Source organism: Neorhizobium sp. AL 9.2.2, from assembly GCF_013317225.1.
In the GTDB taxonomy this organism is placed as follows: domain Bacteria; phylum Pseudomonadota; class Alphaproteobacteria; order Rhizobiales; family Rhizobiaceae; genus Neorhizobium; species Neorhizobium soli.
The window spans coordinates 400,745-419,642 of record NZ_JAALXU010000009.1; the positions used below are offsets into that span (position 1 = coordinate 400,745).

Below are 18,898 nucleotides of genomic sequence, written 5' to 3' on the forward strand. Positions count from 1 at the left end.
ATGGAAAGCGTTATCGTACTAGTCGCGCTCTTCGTCTTTCTGTTTGCGGGCATACCGGTCGGTATCGCGCTTTCGACGACGGGTATCGTTCTTCTCCTGATGAAGGACGTGCCGCTCGCCAGCGTGTCGATGGAATTCCTCGGCTCGGTCAACAATTTCATCCTGCTGGCGGTGCCGGTGTTTCTTTTGACGTCGAATATCCTGCTGAAGGCGGGGGTCGCGAAAGACCTGTTCGATGCGGTTCAGCGATGGGTCGGCGGCGTGCGCGGCGGTGTCGCGATCGCAACGATCATCTCCTGCGGCATCTTTGCCGCGATCTCGGGCTCGTCCGTCGCCGTTGCGGCCATGATCGGCACCGTGGCAATTCCCGAGATGACCAAGCGCGGCTATGATCGTCGCTTTGTCATGGGAACGCTCGCCGCTGGCGCAACGCTTGGCATCCTCATCCCGCCGTCCATTCCGCTGATCATCTATTCGGCGGTCGCGGAGCAGTCCACCGCCTCGATGTTCCTTGCCGGCGTCGGGCCCGGGCTGTTCCTGATCGTGCTGTTCCTGATCTACTGCATCGTCAAGTCGTTCATGGGGGCGGCACCGAAGGCGGAAAAAGGTGAATCCGGACCGGGTGGTCGGATGGCTGCAAGCTTTCGCGCCCTGCCGACCATGGTCATTGCGCTGACGATGATCGTCGGGATCTATGCAGGCGTCTTCACGCCGACGGAGTCGGCAGCTGTGGGCCTCGTCATGACCCTGATCTACGTGTTCGGCATACGCCGCGGCGTGTCTTTTGCAGATTTTCGGGGGGCGGTGTTCGGCGCGGGTCTTACCACGGCGAACCTGCTGCTGATCATTGCCGGGGCAAACGTATTCGGCAAGGCAATCATGCTTTACCGCATTCCCTACGAAATCTCCCAGTGGATCGCCGTTAATATCGAGACGGCTGGCATGTTCATGCTGGCGGTCACCGCGGTGTTGCTCTTGCTCGGCCTGTTCCTGGAGGGGATCGCGATGATCCTGATCGTCCTTCCGGTTCTCCTCCCGTCGCTCGGCGTGCACGGAATCGATCCGATCTGGTTCGGCATCTACTTCGTGCTGATGATCGAGATCGCGCTCATCACGCCGCCGGTGGGTATGAACCTCTTCGTGATCCAGTCGGTGGCGAAATCGAGTTTGAAGGAGGTGATGTACGGGGCTCTGCCATACGTCGTCATCATGCTGTTCGCCGTGCTTGCCATCTACTTCTTCCCGGCAATCGTGATGTATATTCCGAAAGCGGGCGGATAGGCTGCACCAACAACTGGTCGAGAAAGGGCGCTTTTTGCGCCCTTTTTCATGCCCGGCCGGTGGAGCCGCGAACAATCAGCTTGCCGCGCATGGCGATCAGTTCGTCCGGCAGGCTCGGATCGACCGTGCGTGCCCGCAGCAGTTCAAAGGCGCGCTGGATCATCAGGGGCAGGGGCTGCTGGATTGTCGTGAGGTCGTAGATCGGCCGAGCGGACGCCGCAACGCCATCGAAGCCGGCAACCAGGATGTCGCCGGGCACATCGATCGACGCCAGGCGGAGTGCGTCGAGGACGCCCATGGCCATGATGTCGCTCAACGCGAAGATCGCATCCGGGCGCTCCGCCGAGGGGATCGCCGCGATCTCGCGACCGGCCTCGAAACCGCCGTCGTAATTGGAGTGGCCGTCGATTCGAAGCGAGAGTGCCAGACCGGCCTGTTCCAGTTCGGCGACAAATCCTTCCTCGCGTTCGCGAGACGTCGAGCTGGTGGAGGAGGTGTAGATCAGTCCGAAACGACGGCATCCTCGCAACATCAGAAGTTTCGCCATCTCAGCACCGCCGGCACGATTGTCGCAGGTGACGAAGCATCCATGCGAAAGTGCGACGCGGTTGACCATCACGAGAGGGACGTTGTTCTGGGCGCAGATGTCGGCGGCCTTTGAGGACAATATGGCCGACGAGATGATGCAGCCATCGACCTGGTACTGAATCAGCGCTTGCGCAGTGGTATCCTCGATAGGCCCGCCGCCGGCATGAATGATGAGGAGGCGAAAGCCGAGCTTCTCCGCTTGTCGCGTCGCTTCGTGCAACAGCTCCGTATAGAACGGGTTTTCAGCCGGTCCGAGGACAAGTCCGTACAGACCGCTCTTTCCCGAAGACAGGGTGCGCGCCAGAACGTTCGGCATGTAGCCGTGTTCTTTCGCAAGCCCGATGATCAGGTCCCGCATTTTTTGGGAAATCCGCGTGTCGCCTTTGAGCGCGCGGGTCACCGTCGATGGCGCGACTCCTGCCAGTGCTGACAGGGTGACGACCGTCGCTCGGCGCGGTGTGGAAGGCGGCAGTGTTGAGTTCATACCGATTCATAACAAAACAGCTGCGCCCTGTCGCGTCACTCCGCATCCGCACCGATGCGAAAAAGAGGGGCTGCATTACAAAATATTCGCTCCCAACTTGACATCTCCTCCAGAAAGCGATTGGATCGGAGTGCGCAAACGTTTGCGCACATATTTGCGATTGACGATGACACGGGAGGAACGATGTCTACTTCAAAACGCCAGATGAAAATGGTGGGCTTCCTGCAGGCGCAGAACTGCTCGATTGCGCCCGGCTCATGGCGGCATCCTGCCGGCGCCACCGATTTTCTGTCCGCCGAATATTTCCAGCGCATCGGACGCATCCTCGAGGACGGCAAGTTCCATCTCGCCTTTTTCGACGACCGTCTGGCCATGCCCGACATCTACGGTGACGATCACCAGGAAGCGGTCGAGAACGGTGTTCGCGTCGTCAAGATGGATCCGGTCTCGATCATCACGGCGATCGGCATGGCAACCAGCCATATCGGCCTGGGCATTACCTATTCGACCACCTATTACGAGCCCTTTCATGTGGCACGTCTGTTCGCAACGCTCGACCTGATGACCAAGGGTCGTGCTGCGTGGAACGTCGTGACCTCGCTCAACAATTCCGAGGCGGCCAACTTCGGCCGCGTCGAGCATCTTGCCCATGACCTGCGTTACGAGCGGGCCGACGAATTCCTGGACGTGGTGACAGGGCTCTGGAACAGCTGGGAGCCCGATGCGCTGATCGTCGACAAGGAGACCGGCCAGTTTGCCGATCCGAAGAAGGTCCATCGGCTCGATCACAAGGGCAAGTATTTCAGTTCGAAGGGTCCGCTGCCGGTGCCTCCGTCGGCGCAGGGGCGCCCGGTGCTGATCCAGGCAGGCCAGAGCGGCCGCGGACGCGAGTTCGCGGGCAAGTGGGGCGATCTGATCTTTGTCGTCTACCCGACCCTTGAGGCAGGGCAGAAACAGTATGCCGCCGTGAAGCAGGAGGTCGCTGCCGCCGGTCGAAATCCCGACGAGGTTGCAATCTGCCCGGCCTGCTACGTCTGCGTCGGCGAAAGCCAGGAAATCGCCGAGGAGAAGCGCGAGTACATTCGTGCGCTCGCCAAGCCGATCGATGCTGTCGTGCTGTTGTCGGAAGCGCTCAACTTCGATTTCGCCAGCAAGCCGATGGATAGCGAATTCACCGACGAGGAGCTGAAGAAGCTGTCCTGGTCGGGCTTCAAGGAGCGCGTCATCTCCCTGAGCGGCAAACCCAATCCGACCGTGCGTGACTTCGTGCACTATTCGGGCCGCGGCACGATCGGCGAGTTTCCGATCTTCTGCGGGACGCCGACCATGGTCGCCGACCAGATGGAAGAGTGGTTCACATCAGGAGCCTGTGACGGTTTCGTGCTGGCGGCCACCCATACACCGGGCGCCTACGAGGACTTCGTCCGCTACGTGGTGCCGGAGCTCCAGCGTCGCGGCGTCTATCAGAAGGACTATGCCGGCACGACGCTGCGCGAAAACCTCGGCATTCCCATGCCGGTTCATCCCGCCCAGCGCCAGGCGGCGGAATAAGCGAGCAGTCGGAGAAGAGTGATGAAAGAATTCAGAATGCTCTCGACGAGCGGCATCCTCGGCTATGGCTATGCCGAGGAATCGCTCAAGATCGGAATGTCGTGGCAGCCGCATGTCATCGGTTGCGATGGCGGCAGTACCGATCCCGGGCCCTACTATCTCGGTGCCGGAACGTCCTTCTGCTCGCGCCTTTCGGTCAAGCGTGACCTGCGGCTGATGCTGCAGGCCAGCATTGCGGCCGGTATTCCCTGCATCATCGGCACGTCCGGTGGTGCAGGCGGCGAGCCGCATCTGCAGGATACGGCAGCACTTGTGCGGGAAATTGCGCGGGAGGAGGGGCTGTCGTTCAAGATGGCGCTGATCCATTCCGAGCAAAGCAAGGGCGACCTTGCCGGCTGGGCCGAAAAAGGCCTCACGAAACCGCTGGCAAAGATGAAGCCGCTCGACCGGCAGATGATCGACAACTCTACCCGCGTCGTCGGCATGATGGGGCCGGAGCCGTTTGCGAAGGCCCTCGACGAAGGTGCGCAGGTCATTCTTGCCGGTCGAAGCAGCGATCCGGCGCAGTGGGCGGCACCCGCCATCCGGGCCGGCATGGCGCCTGCACCGTCGTGGTATGCGGGCAAGATGCTGGAATGCGGCGCCGAGCCGACCGTGCCCAAGGAGCCGGACTGCATCTTCCTTCGCGTTCGCGACGACCATGTCGTCTGCGAGCCGCCGAACCCGATCCGGCGCTCGACGCCGTTGGCCGTGGCGAATTTCGCGCTGCATGAGAATTCGAGCCCGATCCACCATGTCGAGCCCGGCGGTCTGCTGGACACGACCGATTGCCGGTTCGAGGCGATCAGCGACCGCGCCGTCAAGATCGACGGCATGACCTGGACACCGGCCGACCGCTACACGATCAAGCTCGAAGGCGTCGAGATGGCCGGTTACCGGTCCATCGCGATCTGCGGCACGCGCGATCCGATCCTGATCTCGCAGATCGACGACTATCTCGCCACCCACCGCGAGAAGGTTGCCGTGAAGGCCGAATCCTTCGGCGTTCCGCGCGACGATTACCGGATGATCATCCATTGCTACGGCAAGGACGGCGTCATGGGCGGCTGGGAGCCGGTCAAGCAGATCACCAGCCACGAACTTGGCTTCGTGATCGAGGTTGTCGCCAAGACGGCGGATATCGCCAATGCGGTCATCGCCATGGCGCGCACCTCGATGCTGCATGCGGATTTTCCGGGGCGTCTGTGCAAGGAAGGCAATATGGCGTTCCCGTTCAGTCCGTCGGATATCGACATGGGGCCGATGTATCGCTTCAGCATCTTCCATACGGTCGAAGTCAGCGATCCCTGCGCCCTGTTCCCCATCGAATACGAGAAGGTGTGACATGGCCCTCATCAGAGACATCGCCCAGATCTGCAAAAGCAAGAATGCGGGACCCTTCAACGTCACGATCGACGTCCTGTTCGAGGATCACGACCTCTACCGCCGCGTGAAGGCGACGGGAACGCTCAATGCGGCCCTTTTCTCCAGGCTCTACGGCGTCAAGGAAGAAGACGTGCTGTTTACGCCCTACGATACCGCCGCTGCGTTCAAGGCGACGTTCCCGCGAGCGATTCCCGCCGGCGATATCGGCGATACCGACGTCTACGGTGCGCAGCAGCACGCCCCCCTGCTGGATGTCGATATTCCGCTCGAAAACTAACCACGACCTGCGCATGGGTCTTCCGCTGGAGGCTTGAGGGAGACCCATGCGATTGCCAATAACAGCTCGGGGAGGAGCTTCATGGCCACGCAAACATCCGACATCCGCAAGGTCGCACTGGCGAGCTTTATCGGGTCGACCCTGGAATGGTACGATTTCTTCATTTTCGGTACTGCCACGGCACTCGTCTTCAACAAACTGTTCTTTCCGGAATTCGACCCGGTCACAGGTATGATCGCGGCCTTCGCGACCTTCGCCATCGGGTTCATTGCCCGGCCTCTCGGAGGCATCGTGTTCGGCCATTTCGGTGACCGGATCGGCCGCAAGGCGATGCTGATCCTCAGCCTCACCATGATGGGCGGAATCACATTTCTGATCGGTCTTATCCCGACCTACGCCGTCCTCGGCGTCGGGGCGCCGATCCTGCTGACCGTGCTTCGCTTCCTGCAGGGCTTTGCGGTTGGCGGCGAATGGGGCGGAGCGACCCTGATGGTCGTCGAACACGCGCCGAACAAGACGCGCGGCTTTTTCGGCAGCTGGCCGCAGATGGGCATTCCGGCGGCCCTTCTTCTTTCGTCCGGCGTGATGGCGCTTGTCGGCGGATTGACGACGCCCGAGCAGTTCATGGCCTGGGGATGGCGCTTGCCCTTCCTGTTCAGTGGCATCCTTCTCGTCTTCGGTATCTTCCTCCGCAGACGCCTCGCGGAATCGCCAAGCTTCCAGAAGCTGAAATCCGGTGGCGAACGCCAGCGCCTGCCGATCGTGGACGTGCTGGGCAAGCATGGCAAGAAGACAGCGCTTCTGGTCGCCTGTCAGGCCGCGGAAAACACCAGTTTCTATATCGTGGCGGTGTATTCGCTGGTCTATCTGACGACGGTCGTCGGCATCGACCGGGCGACGGCGCTCAATTCGCTGATGATCGCAGCCGTTTTCTGCTTTATCGCCCAGCCCCTGTTTGCCGGACTTTCCGACCGGATCGGCCGCAAGCGGGTGTTCATGGGGGGCATGATCTTCAACGGCCTCTTCATCGTGCCGTTCTTTCTTCTCATGGATACGGCGAGCGTATTCTGGATCACCGCTGCGATGACCCTGTCCATCATCTTCGGGCAGGCCACGACGCAATCCACCCAGCCCAGCCTTTTCGCCGAGCAGTATGGGGCGTCGGTCCGCTATAGCGGCGTGTCTGTCGCCTATCAGTTCGCAACCGTGCTCTGGAGCGGACCGACGCCGATGATCGCAGCCGCGCTCTGGGCCTGGTCAGGGAGCTGGATACCGCTTGCCTGCTACATCATCGCCGCCGCCTGCCTGTCGGTCGTCACGATCATTCCGTTGCGCGAGGCGGCCGGTGCCGATCTCGAAGACGAACAGAGCGGCTCGCTGCCCCAACCGGCATCATCCGCAAAGACCATTCATCACCATCAATAAGACAGGGAGCAATCACCATGTCCAACGACCCCCGCATTCTGCGTAACGCGCTTGGATCCTTCGCGACCGGCGTGACCGTCGTCACCACCCGATCCGCGGGCGGGCAGGATATCGGACGCACAGCAAACAGCTTCAGTTCGGTGTCGCTCGATCCGCCGATGATCCTCTGGAGCCTTGCCAAGACATCCTCGAGCTTCGACGATTTCCGGCAGGCGGGCCATTTCGCAGTTCACATCCTGTCAGCCGAACAGAGCGACATCTCCGGTCTTTTCGCCAGCAAGAAGGAAGACAAGTTCGAGGGGCTGACCGTGGAGAGGGGAGACGGCGACATCCCGCTGCTCAAAGACTGCGCTGCCCGGTTCGAATGCCGGACCGCCCATCAGTATGAAGGCGGGGACCATATCATTTTCGTGGGCGAGATCACCGGGTTCGAGCATTCGAGCACACCGCCGCTGGTCTTCCATGGCGGGCAATACGGCCGGCTCATTCGCCACGCGGGCGAAAACACCTCGTTTGAGAAAACGGAAAGCAGTCTTTCGCCCGATGATTTCATCTACCAGATCTCACGGGTCTTCTATCAGATCCGCAACGACGCGGTGGTCGAACGCCGGCGGCGCGGATGGAGCGGCGCGGACTATGCCGTGCTGACGCTGCTCGGCCATGAGGATGGCAGGACACTCGACACCATCAGCGAGATCGGTCGCTCGCGCGGAGACGAGATTACCGACGAGACGATGGCAAAGCTCGAGGCCGAAGGGCTGATTGAGATCGACGGGACAGCCCCACGGCGTGCGCATTTGACGGGCGCGGGACGCAAGGCGATGATGGAGATCGTCGCCATGCTGAAGGCTGCCGAAGCCGACTGCCTTGCGCTTCTCGACGAGAACGAGGTCTGGGTGCTGAAACAGCTGCTGAACCGGCTTGCGACGTCGACTGATTCCGGTTGGCCGCCGGTCCGGCAACAGGCAGCTGTCGCGAGCGCGTGAGCAGGCCCGAACTTCGGAGAACTTCATGACCCGTTTTGCCATTGGAGACATCACGGTTTCGGCCATATGGGAGCTGGAAGATACATCGTTCCGGATGAAGACGTTCTTCCCTCTCGTCACGGACGAGATCCTCGAGCGCGAGCGTTCCTGGCTTGCACCGGCGTTCTACGATGCCGATAGCGATCGGATCAGGCTCAGCATCCATGCCTGGCTGGTCGACACCGGCCGGCACAAGATCCTGATCGATACCTGCGTCGGCAACGACAAGGAACGGCACGCTCGCACCCAGTGGTCCAACCTTTCGACCCCGTTTCTCGAGCGTCTTCGCGCAACAGGCGTTGAGCCTGAGGACATCGATTATGTCTGCTGCACCCATCTCCACGCCGATCATGTCGGCTGGAACACAAGGCTGATCGACGGACGCTGGGTTCCGACCTTCCCGAATGCCAAATACATCTTTGGCCGCACAGAGTACGATTACTGGGCCGAGAAATACGGCTCCGATCCCGGCAGCCATCATCTTGCAGCCTATAGCGACAGCGTTCTGCCCGTCGTGGAGACCGGTCAGGTCGTGCTGGTCGACGATGGGTATGAACTGGATGGCTGCCTCACGTTCAAACCGGCGCCGGGCCACACGCCTGGCCATGTCGCGATATGGCTGCATTCCAATGGCCGCGAATGCGTGTTTTCAGGCGATATCATCCATCACCCGATCCAGCTCAAATATCCGCAACTGAGTTGCATGGGCTGCGAAAATCAGGCCCAGTCCGCGCTTACGCGGGCAGCATTGCTGGGCGATATCGCCGACACCGAGACTATGCTGATGACGGGGCATTTCCTGGCGCCGCACGCCACGCAGATCGAAACCGACGGCGGAAGTTTTCGCATGCGGTGCAGACATTGCTAGTTTTCACGCGCCGCATTCCAGATTCCAGAGAGGTATGACATGAAGATCCGAGCCGCAACGCTTCGCCAGACAGGCGCGAGCATGCCTTATGCAGAGAGCAAGCCGCTTGAAATCGCCGAGCTGGATCTCGATCCGCCGGGGCAGGGAGAGGTGCTTGTGCGCATTCGTGCCGCAGGGCTCTGCCACTCGGATCTCTCGGTGATCAACGGAAGCCGGCCGCGACCGCTGCCGATGGCAATCGGTCACGAGGCCGCGGGCGAAGTGGTGGAGCTGGGTGAAGGTGTCGACGATCTTGAGGTCGGCGATCACGTCGTGCTTGCCTTCGTGCCAAGCTGCGGCCACTGCCTTCCCTGTGCGGAAGGAAGACCGGCGCTCTGCGAACCGGGTGCTGCAGCAAACGGCAAGGGCACACTACTGACAGGCAGCATTCGGCTGAAATCGCATGGCGAGCCGGTCCATCATCACATCGGTTGCTCGGCTTTTGCCGAACACGCGGTCGTGTCGCGCCGCTCGATCGTCAAGATCGACAAGGACCTGCCGTTCAACGAAGCAGCGCTCTTCGGCTGCGCGGTCCTGACCGGCGTCGGCGCGGTGGTGAATACGGCGAAGGTCCAGGCAGGCCAGACCACGGTGATCATCGGCCTCGGCGGGGTCGGGCTTGCCGCTCTGCTGGGAGCTATTTCGGCGGGTGCGGCGCAAGTCATCGCCGTCGACCTCTCGGATGACAAGCTGACCATCGCCCGAGATCTGGGCGCGACGGCGACTGTCAATGCACGCGATGCGGACGCGGTCGACAAGGTTCGGCAGCTCACCAATGGCGGCGCTGATTTTGCTTTCGAGTTTGCCGGTTCCGAAAAGGCGCTGGAGAGCGCCTACAGGATGACACGGCGCGGCGGGACGACGGTGACGGCCGGACTGCCGGCACCCACCGCGACGCTTCCCCTCAACATCGTCAGTCTTGTCGCCGAGGAGCGAACGCTGAAGGGCAGCTATATCGGCACCTGCGTCCCCGTCCGCGACATTCCGCGCTACGTTGCTCTCTACAAGTCCGGGCGCCTGCCGGTGAACAAGCTTCTCAGCGGCGAGATCCCGCTCGACGAGATCAACGAAGGTTTCGACCGCTTGCACCGGGGCGAAGTGATCCGGCTGGTTGTTCAAATGTGACGGCGGGCTTGAGCGGTAGAGACGATCAGCTGCTTGTTTCTAACAATTGGAGCACGAGAACCGAGGGAAGGTTCTCGTCTGACATGACAAGAACTACGCCAGGATTTCGGATGTCATAGGCATCCCACAATATCCTGTGGTGAAATTAGGAAGGGCTGATCCCAGCCTGGTCCTTCAGTGAGATTGGTGCCGCGGATCTCTGTGTAATCCAGCTTCCGGTTCTGCGCGATCAGGTAGAAAAAGGTGTCTGGAAAAGTCGCGGGTGCAAGATTGATCACCTTTGCACCCGGAGCGCAAAACATTATGTTCGTTAAGCCGGATCCCATTACCCCGACGACATGACTGGCCCTGGCAAACGTCGTTGCCTGCTCTTCCAAAGACATGCCACCAGGATGGACAACTTCGAAGCCGACTGCCATCAAAGAAGCGATCACTTCGTCTTCGTTGGCAAGATCACGGGGCGCGCCGCGACGGCTAACAAAAATCTTCTTGGGATCTGCGCTGCCTGTAATCAGCTTGTCTGTCTTTGCAAAGACGAGGGGCGACATATACACGCCGTGCGCGGTTAGTCCTTCCACAAAGAGCAACTGCTTGAAAAAGATGACCTCATCATCCGAATGTTCGATCAAACCGTAAGAACCATTCGACGATAGCCGCAAAGCGGTTTTCATCACCGCTTCCATGGCACCTGAACGCCTCGGTATCACGCAGTCGTCGATTCTACACAGGTCTTCTGTTGCCCAGAGCTTTGGAAGCAGCTCTATCATCCAGTGACCGTAGTTTGAGTCACCGCGTTTGCGAAGAAGAACGCAGGAACCCCATTCCGTGCGGGGATCCGCGGCATCAAGAACCCGGCGGTGCGCCTCGGCTATCCCTGCCGGCTCGTACTGAGTCACGCTCTCCGAAATCAAGTTTTTGTTGCGGTCAAACAAAAGACCTTCGCCGGTAAGATAGACATCAAACAGTCGAACAACATGAAGCGGATGCGGTTCAAAGGTCCGCGTTGTCCATGCCGGCAGCATGGCGTTATGCGGGCCTTCCGGAATGAGATCCTTATGCAGGACCTTCGGGGGCGGTGCATCGAACCCAGGGGATGTTGAGTTTAGACGTGTCGCGACTAGTCAACTGCACTGCTCCTTAGAGCAGGTGATCATATGCCATTCCTTGAAGGCGGAAGATGCAGCGCGTTTCCATTCACGATCTTCATCGTGAGACGGTGTCGCTGCGGTGGGAAGCTTTTCAACATAGCTGCCTTGCCCGACAACACTATGCAAACCGACATCAGCGCCAGGCCATAATGAAACGTCCTCCGCAAGTCACACATGCTCTCCAATGGAGGTGTCGCCGGTTACGTCGATCAACGCGCCCGTCGGTAGGTCGATGATTATATCAACATCACTTGTGCTCATCGAAACACCACCTGCTACCAAGCAGCCACTTCCCATCGTGATATTCGCTGTCTCGTGCATGTGTACAGTACTGTGATCGTTGAATGCACACTTGCCTCCTAGGCGAACCGGCCCAGGAAAGAATAGCCAAATGTGTTTATTGTGGAATACGCGATCTTCGTGAAGGGTGGGCGAAGGCAGTCTGGTTTCTGAAAATGCACGAGCTTGTTTTCGCACGGAGCGAGCCCTGAACGTGCTCGCCTGTTTGCTTCAGCGCTTGAGGCGCCATTCAAGATCTCGGTGGCTATGTCGATGTGCCGCAATAGATTTTGGCAGGTCTATTTCTCCATCATATTAGGCATCGATTCCGCTGCATGTTTAGGCCTTGGCATGCGATCGAGGGTATGGGTGCGCGAAGCATTCGGATCAACGTTTTTCGTCTTCGCCGTCCAAAGCAGCGCGGCGAGCGTTGCCCAAGCACTTGCACGCCGATCTTCGGCAGCGAAACCACGGTTCTTTCCCGCAAGCGTCCAACCCGTTCGCACGCTCAACAATTTCGGAGCCGAGCTCAAGCGACCGCCGGCCAGGACGTTCTGAGGCGGAACGAGGTGTGGTGCCCTAACGGATTTGCCTCGCAAGATTCGACCCGCGGGCAGAGTAGGCTCTTGAGGTCAACGACCTAATTGACGCACGACGGCACGTATTGGAAAGCCGCTCCTGCCTGGTCTGCAACCCATCTAACGCCGCATTCTTCGCGACAAAGGATCACCTTTTGTGATTGGCATCGACAACTAGGGCTGCACCCCAGTCGTCGCTCTGGCAATATGGTAGATGGCCTGATCGCGCCCTGTTAAGACATCGTCATTCGGACGGATCTAAGAGACTCCATAGCTCATCGATGTCGAGCTCGGCGATGTCGTTCGATAACTTGTTCGGCGCGTTGATCAATCTCGGGTCAAGCCGCACGCTCCACGGGAGCTCGGCGGCTCGCTCGCCTTGCGCTCCCAAATCAAAAACCATAACGGGTAGTTTGAGTGCGATTGGTATTGAAAGCGTGTAGCAGTAAGTCTCCGGCCAGACGCTCGAGATGAACACGAGGTCCGGTTGGATTTCCTTCAGATGCTCGATCACCTCGTCCTCGGATGAATAGGCGCCGGTCACATTGACGCCGGCAGCCTTCATTGCCGCATCCTGGTCGGAATAACCAATGATGGAATATTCGATGTCGAGGTCGTGCGATACCGCGTGACGGGCCAACGCTAAAATCACGTCGCTGCCTTTATGGGGACCGATCGCTCCTATACTGGCGACACGGATTTTACCGTCTTCCAAACGGCGGACAGCCCGCTCGTCTGTTCGAAACGGCTCCTCGTGGGGAATAACTTCGGCTGTGAAGTCCGAATAGAAATTCTCGAACACGCGTCGCGTGGCGGCGCTTGGGAACTCCACGGCATCGGCCTTTGACAGGAATCGGCTATAGGTCGCGCGCCGTTCCGCGATACTGCTCATGTCAGCAGGCCCGTGTTCGATCATCCGCGACCAAGACTCGATTTCCTGCCAGTCGGGCAGACCCCGGTAGATGTTATCCGGCCGCGTCAGATGATAGAACCGGCTTACCGCCGAGTAGTCATGAGCTACATATCGGTATGGGATTTCGGCGTTCGATATAAACTCGAGAAGCGCTTTCTGATGAACCCACTCCAGGCCGGCAAAGCTATTAATGTGCAGCAATGTTGGCTTGAGATCGCGTATCAGGCTGCCAAACAACTCAAAATCTAGCCGCAGATCGAGAGAGGAGAGATTAGGGGCAAAAATGTAAGGATTGTCTGACGTTTCGATTGAGACAAACGACCGATCTCTCACGCTTATCGTAAGATGAGGCTTCCCCTGCCGATCGAGTTCTGCGCGTTTCGTGTCGAGGTACGTCTCGATACCGCCTCCCCAAGCGTGTGTGATAAAGATAACAGGTGCATGAATAGCGCGAACGAGGCGACGGACATCAAGCCGCATCCGGCTGTAGCGCGTCGGGTCAGCATTCACATGGCGACGGGTCATCAACGTATAATTGGGGTGCTTGATGTCCAGCGCCTTCTGGCCGGCGTTAAAGTTTGCATCCTTGCTGGCCGAGAATGAGACCGAGCCGACATGGAAAACAAAAATATCGGTGGCGATAACGTTCTTGTAGCCCGCTTCAAGAGCGCGCATGCAAAAGTCGTTTTCTTCGCCATATCCCAGTTTGAAAGCGACGGGATCGAGAGCCCCGATTTCGTCGATAACCGCGCGCTTCATAAAGAAGCAAAAGCCTACGCCGGTTGGCGTCTCGACATTCAGCCCTGGATTGGTTTCCGCAGCCAACACATCCAGTTCCTCAGGTCCCAATTCCAATGCACGGAAATTATCCGCATCGTTCACCGGATAGCTGCAGATCGTAGCGTTATTTGAAAGCGGTGTGACGGTTGCGATCAATGGGTCTTTTTCCACATGCGCTTTCATGCGGGTGAACCAACCAACCGGTACGAAAGCGTCGGAATTCAGCAGAACGACGTCTTTATCACGACTAAACTCCAAGATGCCGCGATTACAAGTCTGCACAAAGCCCAGATTAGTTGGGTTGACGTGATAGTCAAACAGACCCAGGCTCGCCAGCCGTTCCAGTTCGGCGTTCAATGCTTTGTCGGGGCCGCAGTCATTGATCACCAGAAGACTGTAGCTCTCACCCGCCCGACCGGCAACGGCGTTATATATGGACCTCAGCGTCTCGTCGTGCCCCTTATAGACCGGGAGAATAACGACCGCTTCGGTCTCCGCATCTTTACGCGCTGGCTGCAGACCGTCCCAAGCTTCCTTTTCGGGAGCCGTAGGCGTCAGCCATGATTGAGTTCCGCTCGGGTTTGTAAGTAAAGAAAGATTTCTACCGACTTTCCAATAGTGTACCAGTGGATTTTGGCCAGCTTTCAGTCGCTTGCGGTACTTTAAACGGTAAAACTGGGGGTCAAAAAACGCAGATGGGGCACGGTTCTCTTTCCAACCGTAAAGCATGTAGTGAAGCTTCGGATCGATGTCGCTCTGGCGTAAATCGCTGTTAGCCTTGATATAGTAAGCCCTATCGAACATCCCGTTTACAGCGGCGTAAAAATCCGCAAACTCGTCTTTGATGCCTATAAAGCCTGCAAGCTCACGAGCCGCAGCGCCATCAGGTTTCAATTCAAAGGCTTTGACATACGCATCAAATGCTGCGTGATTTTCGCCTTTGCTCCGAAGAGTGACGCCGAGAAAAAAGTATGCATCGTCGCTGGAAGGCGCAAGCTTTACTGCCTTCTCATAAGCATCCTGCGCGGCATCGGTATCGCCGGACTCTCGATAGGAATGACCGAGTTGGACCCAGGTGGCCGTTAGACCAGGATTGATCTCTAGCGCTTTCCTGTAGTGCCTGATCGCAAATGCCCAGTCTTTACGGGAGTTCGCTAGGTCACCTTGCGAAACATGAAACGTACAGCGACTGCCTGCATTTTTGTCTTTGACTATAGTATTGTACAGACTTCTCAGCATCAGCCGGCCTTTTGGAAATCAAAACTTAGTGTTCGTTCACGATTCGCCAGCAGCGACCGCAAGTAGATATTTGCCGTATTCGCTTTTGCCGAGCTTCCTTCCAAGCGCTTCCAGTTCACTCGCGCCTATGAAGCCCGAGCGGTAAGCAATCTCCTCGGGGCAGTTGATTTTGATGCCTTGTCGCTTCTGCAGAGTACCGACAAACTCTCCTGCCTCGGAAAGGCTATCGGGCGTTCCCGTATCGAGCCAAGCGTAACCCCGTCCCATCTGCTCAACGCTCAGATTACCGCGGTTGAGATATACACGGTTGACGTCGGTAATTTCCAATTCTCCACGTGCCGAAGGCTTCAGGTCGGCTGCAATATTCACGACGTCCTTATCGTAGAAGTACAGTCCCGTAACCGCCCAATTCGAGCGCGGCGCTTGGGGCTTCTCCTCGATCGAGATTGCCTTCATTGCCTTGTCAAATTCCACAACGCCATAACGTTCCGGGTCCTGAACATGATAGGCAAAGACGGTCGCACCCTCGGCGCGGGTTGCCGCATTCTTAAACAAATCGGTAATGCCATGGCCATAGAAGATGTTATCACCAAGAATGAGGCACGATGGATCGGAACCGACGAAGTCGGCTCCAATGATATAGGCTTGAGCCAGTCCATCTGGCGAAGGCTGTTCTGCATAGGACAGCGAAATGCCCCAAGCAGAACCATCACCAAGGAGGCGCTGGAAATGCGGCAAATCGTGTGGGGTCGATATGATGAGAATGTCACGAATGCCCGCCAACATCAGTGTGGATAGCGGGTAGTAGATCATCGGCTTGTCGTAGACAGGCATGAGCTGCTTGGAGGTGACAAGCGTCATTGGATGCAGACGCGTTCCGCTTCCGCCGGCGAGAATGATGCCCTTCATACGGTCAGTCCCCAATATGTGTTTACGGCCTTAAGCCGAGAGAAGCCGACGAACGACTTCCAATGTTGAACTTTGCCAGTCTGGCATGGATACGCCGTGTTCTGATGCAAGCTTGCTGCAGTTAAGGCGGGAATTCTGTGGCCTTTTTGCGGGCGTTGGATATTCGGCCGTCGTGATCGGTTGGACGTTTGCCGAGGGGCCACCCATCTTGTTGGATGCCGCAAATATTTCAGACGCGAAGTCCGCCCAGCTTGCATCCCCGCTTCCGGTCATGTGGAAAACGCCACGCAGACGCGTATCGTCGGAAGCCAGGAGATTTTCACCAACCTTGAAGACTGCGTCAGCGATGTCGAGGGCGGATGTCGGGTTGCCGGTCTGATCCGCCACCACATTGAGATTATCGCGAGTCTCGGCAACGCGCAGCATCGTCCGAAGAAAATTCTTACCGTACGGGCTGTAGACCCACGCCGTCCTCAGGATGGCATGGTCGGCTCCAGAGGCCGCCAGCAGAAGCTCGCCATCGAGCTTCGAGCGACCATAGACGCCGAGCGGATTGACAGGATCGGTCTCGACATAGGCGGAAGACTTTTCGCCGTCGAACACGTAATCCGTCGACAGATGGACGACTGGAATACGAAGCGATCTCGCAACCCTTCCGATCTCGCCAACCGCCGCCGCGTTGATGGCGAACGCAGCCGCCTCATCCGTCTCGGCCTGATCCACGGCAGTATAGGCGGCAGCAGAGACGATCACGTGCGGCTTGGCGCCAAGAATTGCCGATTCGATGGTATCGAGCTGGGAAAGATCGAGTGCAGGTCGGCCCAAAGGCAGGACTTCGATATCCTGATACCGTGTCGCGCGCTCCACGAGCGAGCGAACCACCTGGCCTTCCTGACCCGTGACGAGATAGCGCCGAGCCATCACTTCGCTCCGGTGGCTGCGAGTAACCCGAGGCGGCTGCCGTCGTAACCCTGGCGAAGCGGCGCCCACCACCATTCGTTCTCAAGATACCACTTGATGGTCTTTTCGATGCCGCTGTCGAAGTCTTCCTCGGCTTTCCAACCCAGTTCGGTTTCAAGCTTCGTTGCATCGATAGCGTAGCGCGCATCGTGGCCCGGCCGATCCGTCACGTAAGAGATAAGGCTCTCATGCGTCGTCGGCTTCGGAGACAATCCGTCCATGATCGAGCAGACGCGCTTCACGACGTCAATGTTGCGGCGCTCGTTGCGTCCGCCGACATTGTAGGTTTCGCCGATACGGCCACGCTCGGCAATCAGGTCCAGCGCGCGCGCATGGTCTTCGACATAGAGCCAGTCGCGTATGTTGGCGCCGTTGCCATAAACCGGCAGCGACTTTCCTTCGAGAGCATTCAGGATGATCAGAGGAATGAGCTTTTCCGGAAAATGGTAAGGGCCGTAATTGTTCGAGCAGTTGGAGACGACAATCGGCATGCCATAGGTGCGCGCCCACGCTTTGGCCAGATGGTCGGATGCCGCCTTGGAGGCAGAATAGGGAGATGAAGGATCGTAGGGCGTCTCTTCTGTAAAGAGCCCGTCGTCTCCCAGCGAACCATAGACTTCATCGGTCGACACGTGCAGGAACCGAAAAGCATCCTTGCGGTCTGTCGGCAGACCGTTCCAGTAATGCCGGGCAGCCTCGAGCAGGGTGAACGAACCGATGACATTGGTTTCGACGAAGTCGCGGGCACCGGTGATGGAACGATCCACATGGCTTTCGGCGGCAAGATGCATAACACGATCGGGCTGGAAGCTCTCAAAAGCCTCCTGCATGGCGGCGCGATCGCAGATGTCTGCCTGTAGAAACCGATGTAGCGGATTGTTGTCGACCGTCGAGAGCGAAGCAAGATTACCTGCATAGGTCAATTTGTCGATCGTCAGGACCTCATAGCCCTTAGCACTAACGAGGTGGCGAACGACAGCCGATCCGATAAAGCCGGCGCCGCCGGTGACGATTACACGCATTCGAAGTCTCCAGACAATTAGGCTTTGTAGACGAAGGTGGCTTGGAGATCGGCAAGCTTTGGCTGGAGCTTGTCTTTTGCCGAAAGAACAGCCGCCTCAGCATCGAAAGGCCATTCGATATCGAGCTCGGGATCATTCCACAGAAGGCCACGATCGTGCTCATGGCTATAGTAGTCGGTGACCTTGTAGGAAATGATGCTGTTCGGCTCCAGTGTGCAGAAGCCGTGGGCAAAACCAGGCGGCACCCATAACTGATGGCCGTTATCTGCGGTCAATTCAGCCTTCACATGCTGACCATAAGTCGGTGAACCGACGCGAATATCGACGGCGACATCCAGGATGGCGCCAGCCACGCAGCGAACAAGCTTGCCTTGAGCGCGGGGATCTAGCTGGAAGTGCAGGCCGCGGATGGTGCCGACTTCGGCTGACAAAGACTGATTGTCTTGAACGAACTTGAAACCGCCAACATTTTGAAGGAATTCGTCCTCCCGAAACGTCTCTGAAAAATAGCCCCTGTGGTCGCCGATCCTCTTCGCGACAACAAGAACCACCTCTGAAATCAACGTTTTCTGGAACAGCATTCCGCAGACCTTAGCTTGTACAATAGGTGCTCGCTCATACCAAGGACCATTGCCGGATGCAACATCTGACAGCACCTGCGTATGAATTAAGAGGCCTTGGAAACTCGATGATAAGACATGTACTTACCATTCTTAAGCTCGACCCAAATAGGATACTGGCTCAAGCCCTTCTTATAAGCCATAGCACGTTCCGCTCGGATGTTTTGTTCGAATAGCCGCGAGTTTCGTAGACACCCTCCGGTTACGTTTTCTGCTGCTTTTCGAACTCGACGGGCGACAGCATCCCGTTTTTGATATGTTTGCGCTTCGGGTTGTAGAACATCTCGATATAGTCGAACACGTCCTGCCTGGCTTCGTCTCTTGAGCGATAGACCTTCCGGCGTATCCGCTCCCGCTTCAAC

15 protein-coding genes and 1 pseudogene are annotated in these 18,898 nt (G+C 58.1%); 8 read left to right on the forward strand and 8 right to left on the reverse strand.

What is annotated here, in order from left to right:
* Entirely contained in the window at positions 1–1,281 is a 1,281-nt protein-coding gene (locus G6K99_RS19515; RefSeq protein ID WP_174197547.1) for a TRAP transporter large permease, read from the forward strand.
* A 46-nt stretch (positions 1,282–1,327) separates the two neighbouring features.
* Here G6K99_RS19515 and G6K99_RS19520 read toward each other — a convergent pair whose 3' ends face one another.
* On the reverse strand, positions 1,328–2,353 hold the full coding sequence (locus tag G6K99_RS19520; RefSeq protein ID WP_082476356.1) for a LacI family DNA-binding transcriptional regulator: 1,026 nt from the start codon (positions 2,351–2,353) through the stop codon (positions 1,328–1,330).
* Between the two features lie 183 nt (positions 2,354–2,536).
* Between G6K99_RS19520 and G6K99_RS19525 the strand changes: the two genes are divergently transcribed.
* The 7 genes from G6K99_RS19525 (at position 2,537) to G6K99_RS19555 (ending at position 10,088) form a co-directional block, all read left to right on the forward strand.
* Positions 2,537–3,904: an LLM class flavin-dependent oxidoreductase gene (locus G6K99_RS19525; protein ID WP_082476357.1), complete on the forward strand. Its 1,368-nt coding sequence runs from the start codon at positions 2,537–2,539 to the stop codon at positions 3,902–3,904.
* Between the two features lie 21 nt (positions 3,905–3,925).
* Entirely contained in the window at positions 3,926–5,287 is a 1,362-nt protein-coding gene (locus G6K99_RS19530) for an acyclic terpene utilization AtuA family protein (RefSeq protein ID WP_202048837.1), read from the forward strand.
* 1 nt (position 5,288) lies between these two features.
* Entirely contained in the window at positions 5,289–5,606 is a 318-nt protein-coding gene (locus G6K99_RS19535) for a DUF4387 domain-containing protein (RefSeq protein ID WP_062459166.1), read from the forward strand.
* 81 nt (positions 5,607–5,687) lie between these two features.
* Positions 5,688–7,031: an MFS transporter gene (locus G6K99_RS19540; protein ID WP_092662865.1), complete on the forward strand. Its 1,344-nt coding sequence runs from the start codon at positions 5,688–5,690 to the stop codon at positions 7,029–7,031.
* A gap of 17 nt (positions 7,032–7,048) precedes the next feature.
* Positions 7,049–8,017, forward strand: a complete 969-nt coding sequence (locus G6K99_RS19545; protein ID WP_174197548.1) for a flavin reductase — start codon at positions 7,049–7,051, stop codon at positions 8,015–8,017.
* A gap of 25 nt (positions 8,018–8,042) precedes the next feature.
* Positions 8,043–8,924: an MBL fold metallo-hydrolase gene (locus tag G6K99_RS19550; protein WP_174197549.1), complete on the forward strand. Its 882-nt coding sequence runs from the start codon at positions 8,043–8,045 to the stop codon at positions 8,922–8,924.
* A gap of 39 nt (positions 8,925–8,963) precedes the next feature.
* Complete coding sequence (locus tag G6K99_RS19555) at positions 8,964–10,088, forward strand: zinc-dependent alcohol dehydrogenase family protein (RefSeq protein WP_174197550.1); 1,125 nt, start codon at positions 8,964–8,966, stop codon at positions 10,086–10,088.
* 113 nt (positions 10,089–10,201) lie between these two features.
* On the opposite strand, the gene G6K99_RS19560 is transcribed toward G6K99_RS19555, so the two are convergent.
* The 7 genes and pseudogenes from G6K99_RS19560 to G6K99_RS19590 form a co-directional block, all read right to left on the reverse strand.
* Complete coding sequence (locus tag G6K99_RS19560) at positions 10,202–11,110, reverse strand: DUF563 domain-containing protein (RefSeq protein ID WP_174197551.1); 909 nt, start codon at positions 11,108–11,110, stop codon at positions 10,202–10,204.
* Positions 11,111–12,337: 1,227 nt separating this feature from the next.
* The gene (locus G6K99_RS19565; protein WP_174197552.1) at positions 12,338–15,025 is read right to left on the reverse strand and encodes a tetratricopeptide repeat protein; all 2,688 of its coding nucleotides are present in this window, start codon (positions 15,023–15,025) and stop codon (positions 12,338–12,340) included.
* A 36-nt stretch (positions 15,026–15,061) separates the two neighbouring features.
* On the reverse strand, positions 15,062–15,934 hold the full coding sequence (gene rfbA, locus G6K99_RS19570) for a glucose-1-phosphate thymidylyltransferase RfbA (RefSeq protein ID WP_174197553.1): 873 nt from the start codon (positions 15,932–15,934) through the stop codon (positions 15,062–15,064).
* Positions 15,935–15,964: 30 nt separating this feature from the next.
* Positions 15,965–16,855: a dTDP-4-dehydrorhamnose reductase gene (rfbD, locus tag G6K99_RS19575; RefSeq protein ID WP_174197554.1), complete on the reverse strand. Its 891-nt coding sequence runs from the start codon at positions 16,853–16,855 to the stop codon at positions 15,965–15,967.
* On the reverse strand, positions 16,855–17,916 hold the full coding sequence (gene rfbB, locus G6K99_RS19580; RefSeq protein WP_062459197.1) for a dTDP-glucose 4,6-dehydratase: 1,062 nt from the start codon (positions 17,914–17,916) through the stop codon (positions 16,855–16,857). Before rfbB ends, rfbD begins: the two co-directional genes overlap by 1 nt.
* A 17-nt stretch (positions 17,917–17,933) precedes the next feature.
* Positions 17,934–18,497 carry a dTDP-4-dehydrorhamnose 3,5-epimerase gene (gene rfbC / locus G6K99_RS19585; RefSeq protein ID WP_174197556.1) on the reverse strand — a complete coding sequence of 188 codons (564 nt, stop codon included), beginning with the start codon at positions 18,495–18,497 and terminating at the stop codon, positions 17,934–17,936.
* Between the two features lie 241 nt (positions 18,498–18,738).
* A pseudogene (locus tag G6K99_RS19590) lies at positions 18,739–18,897 on the reverse strand (IS3 family transposase); the annotation flags it as partial.
* Position 18,898: the final 1 nt, after the last annotated feature.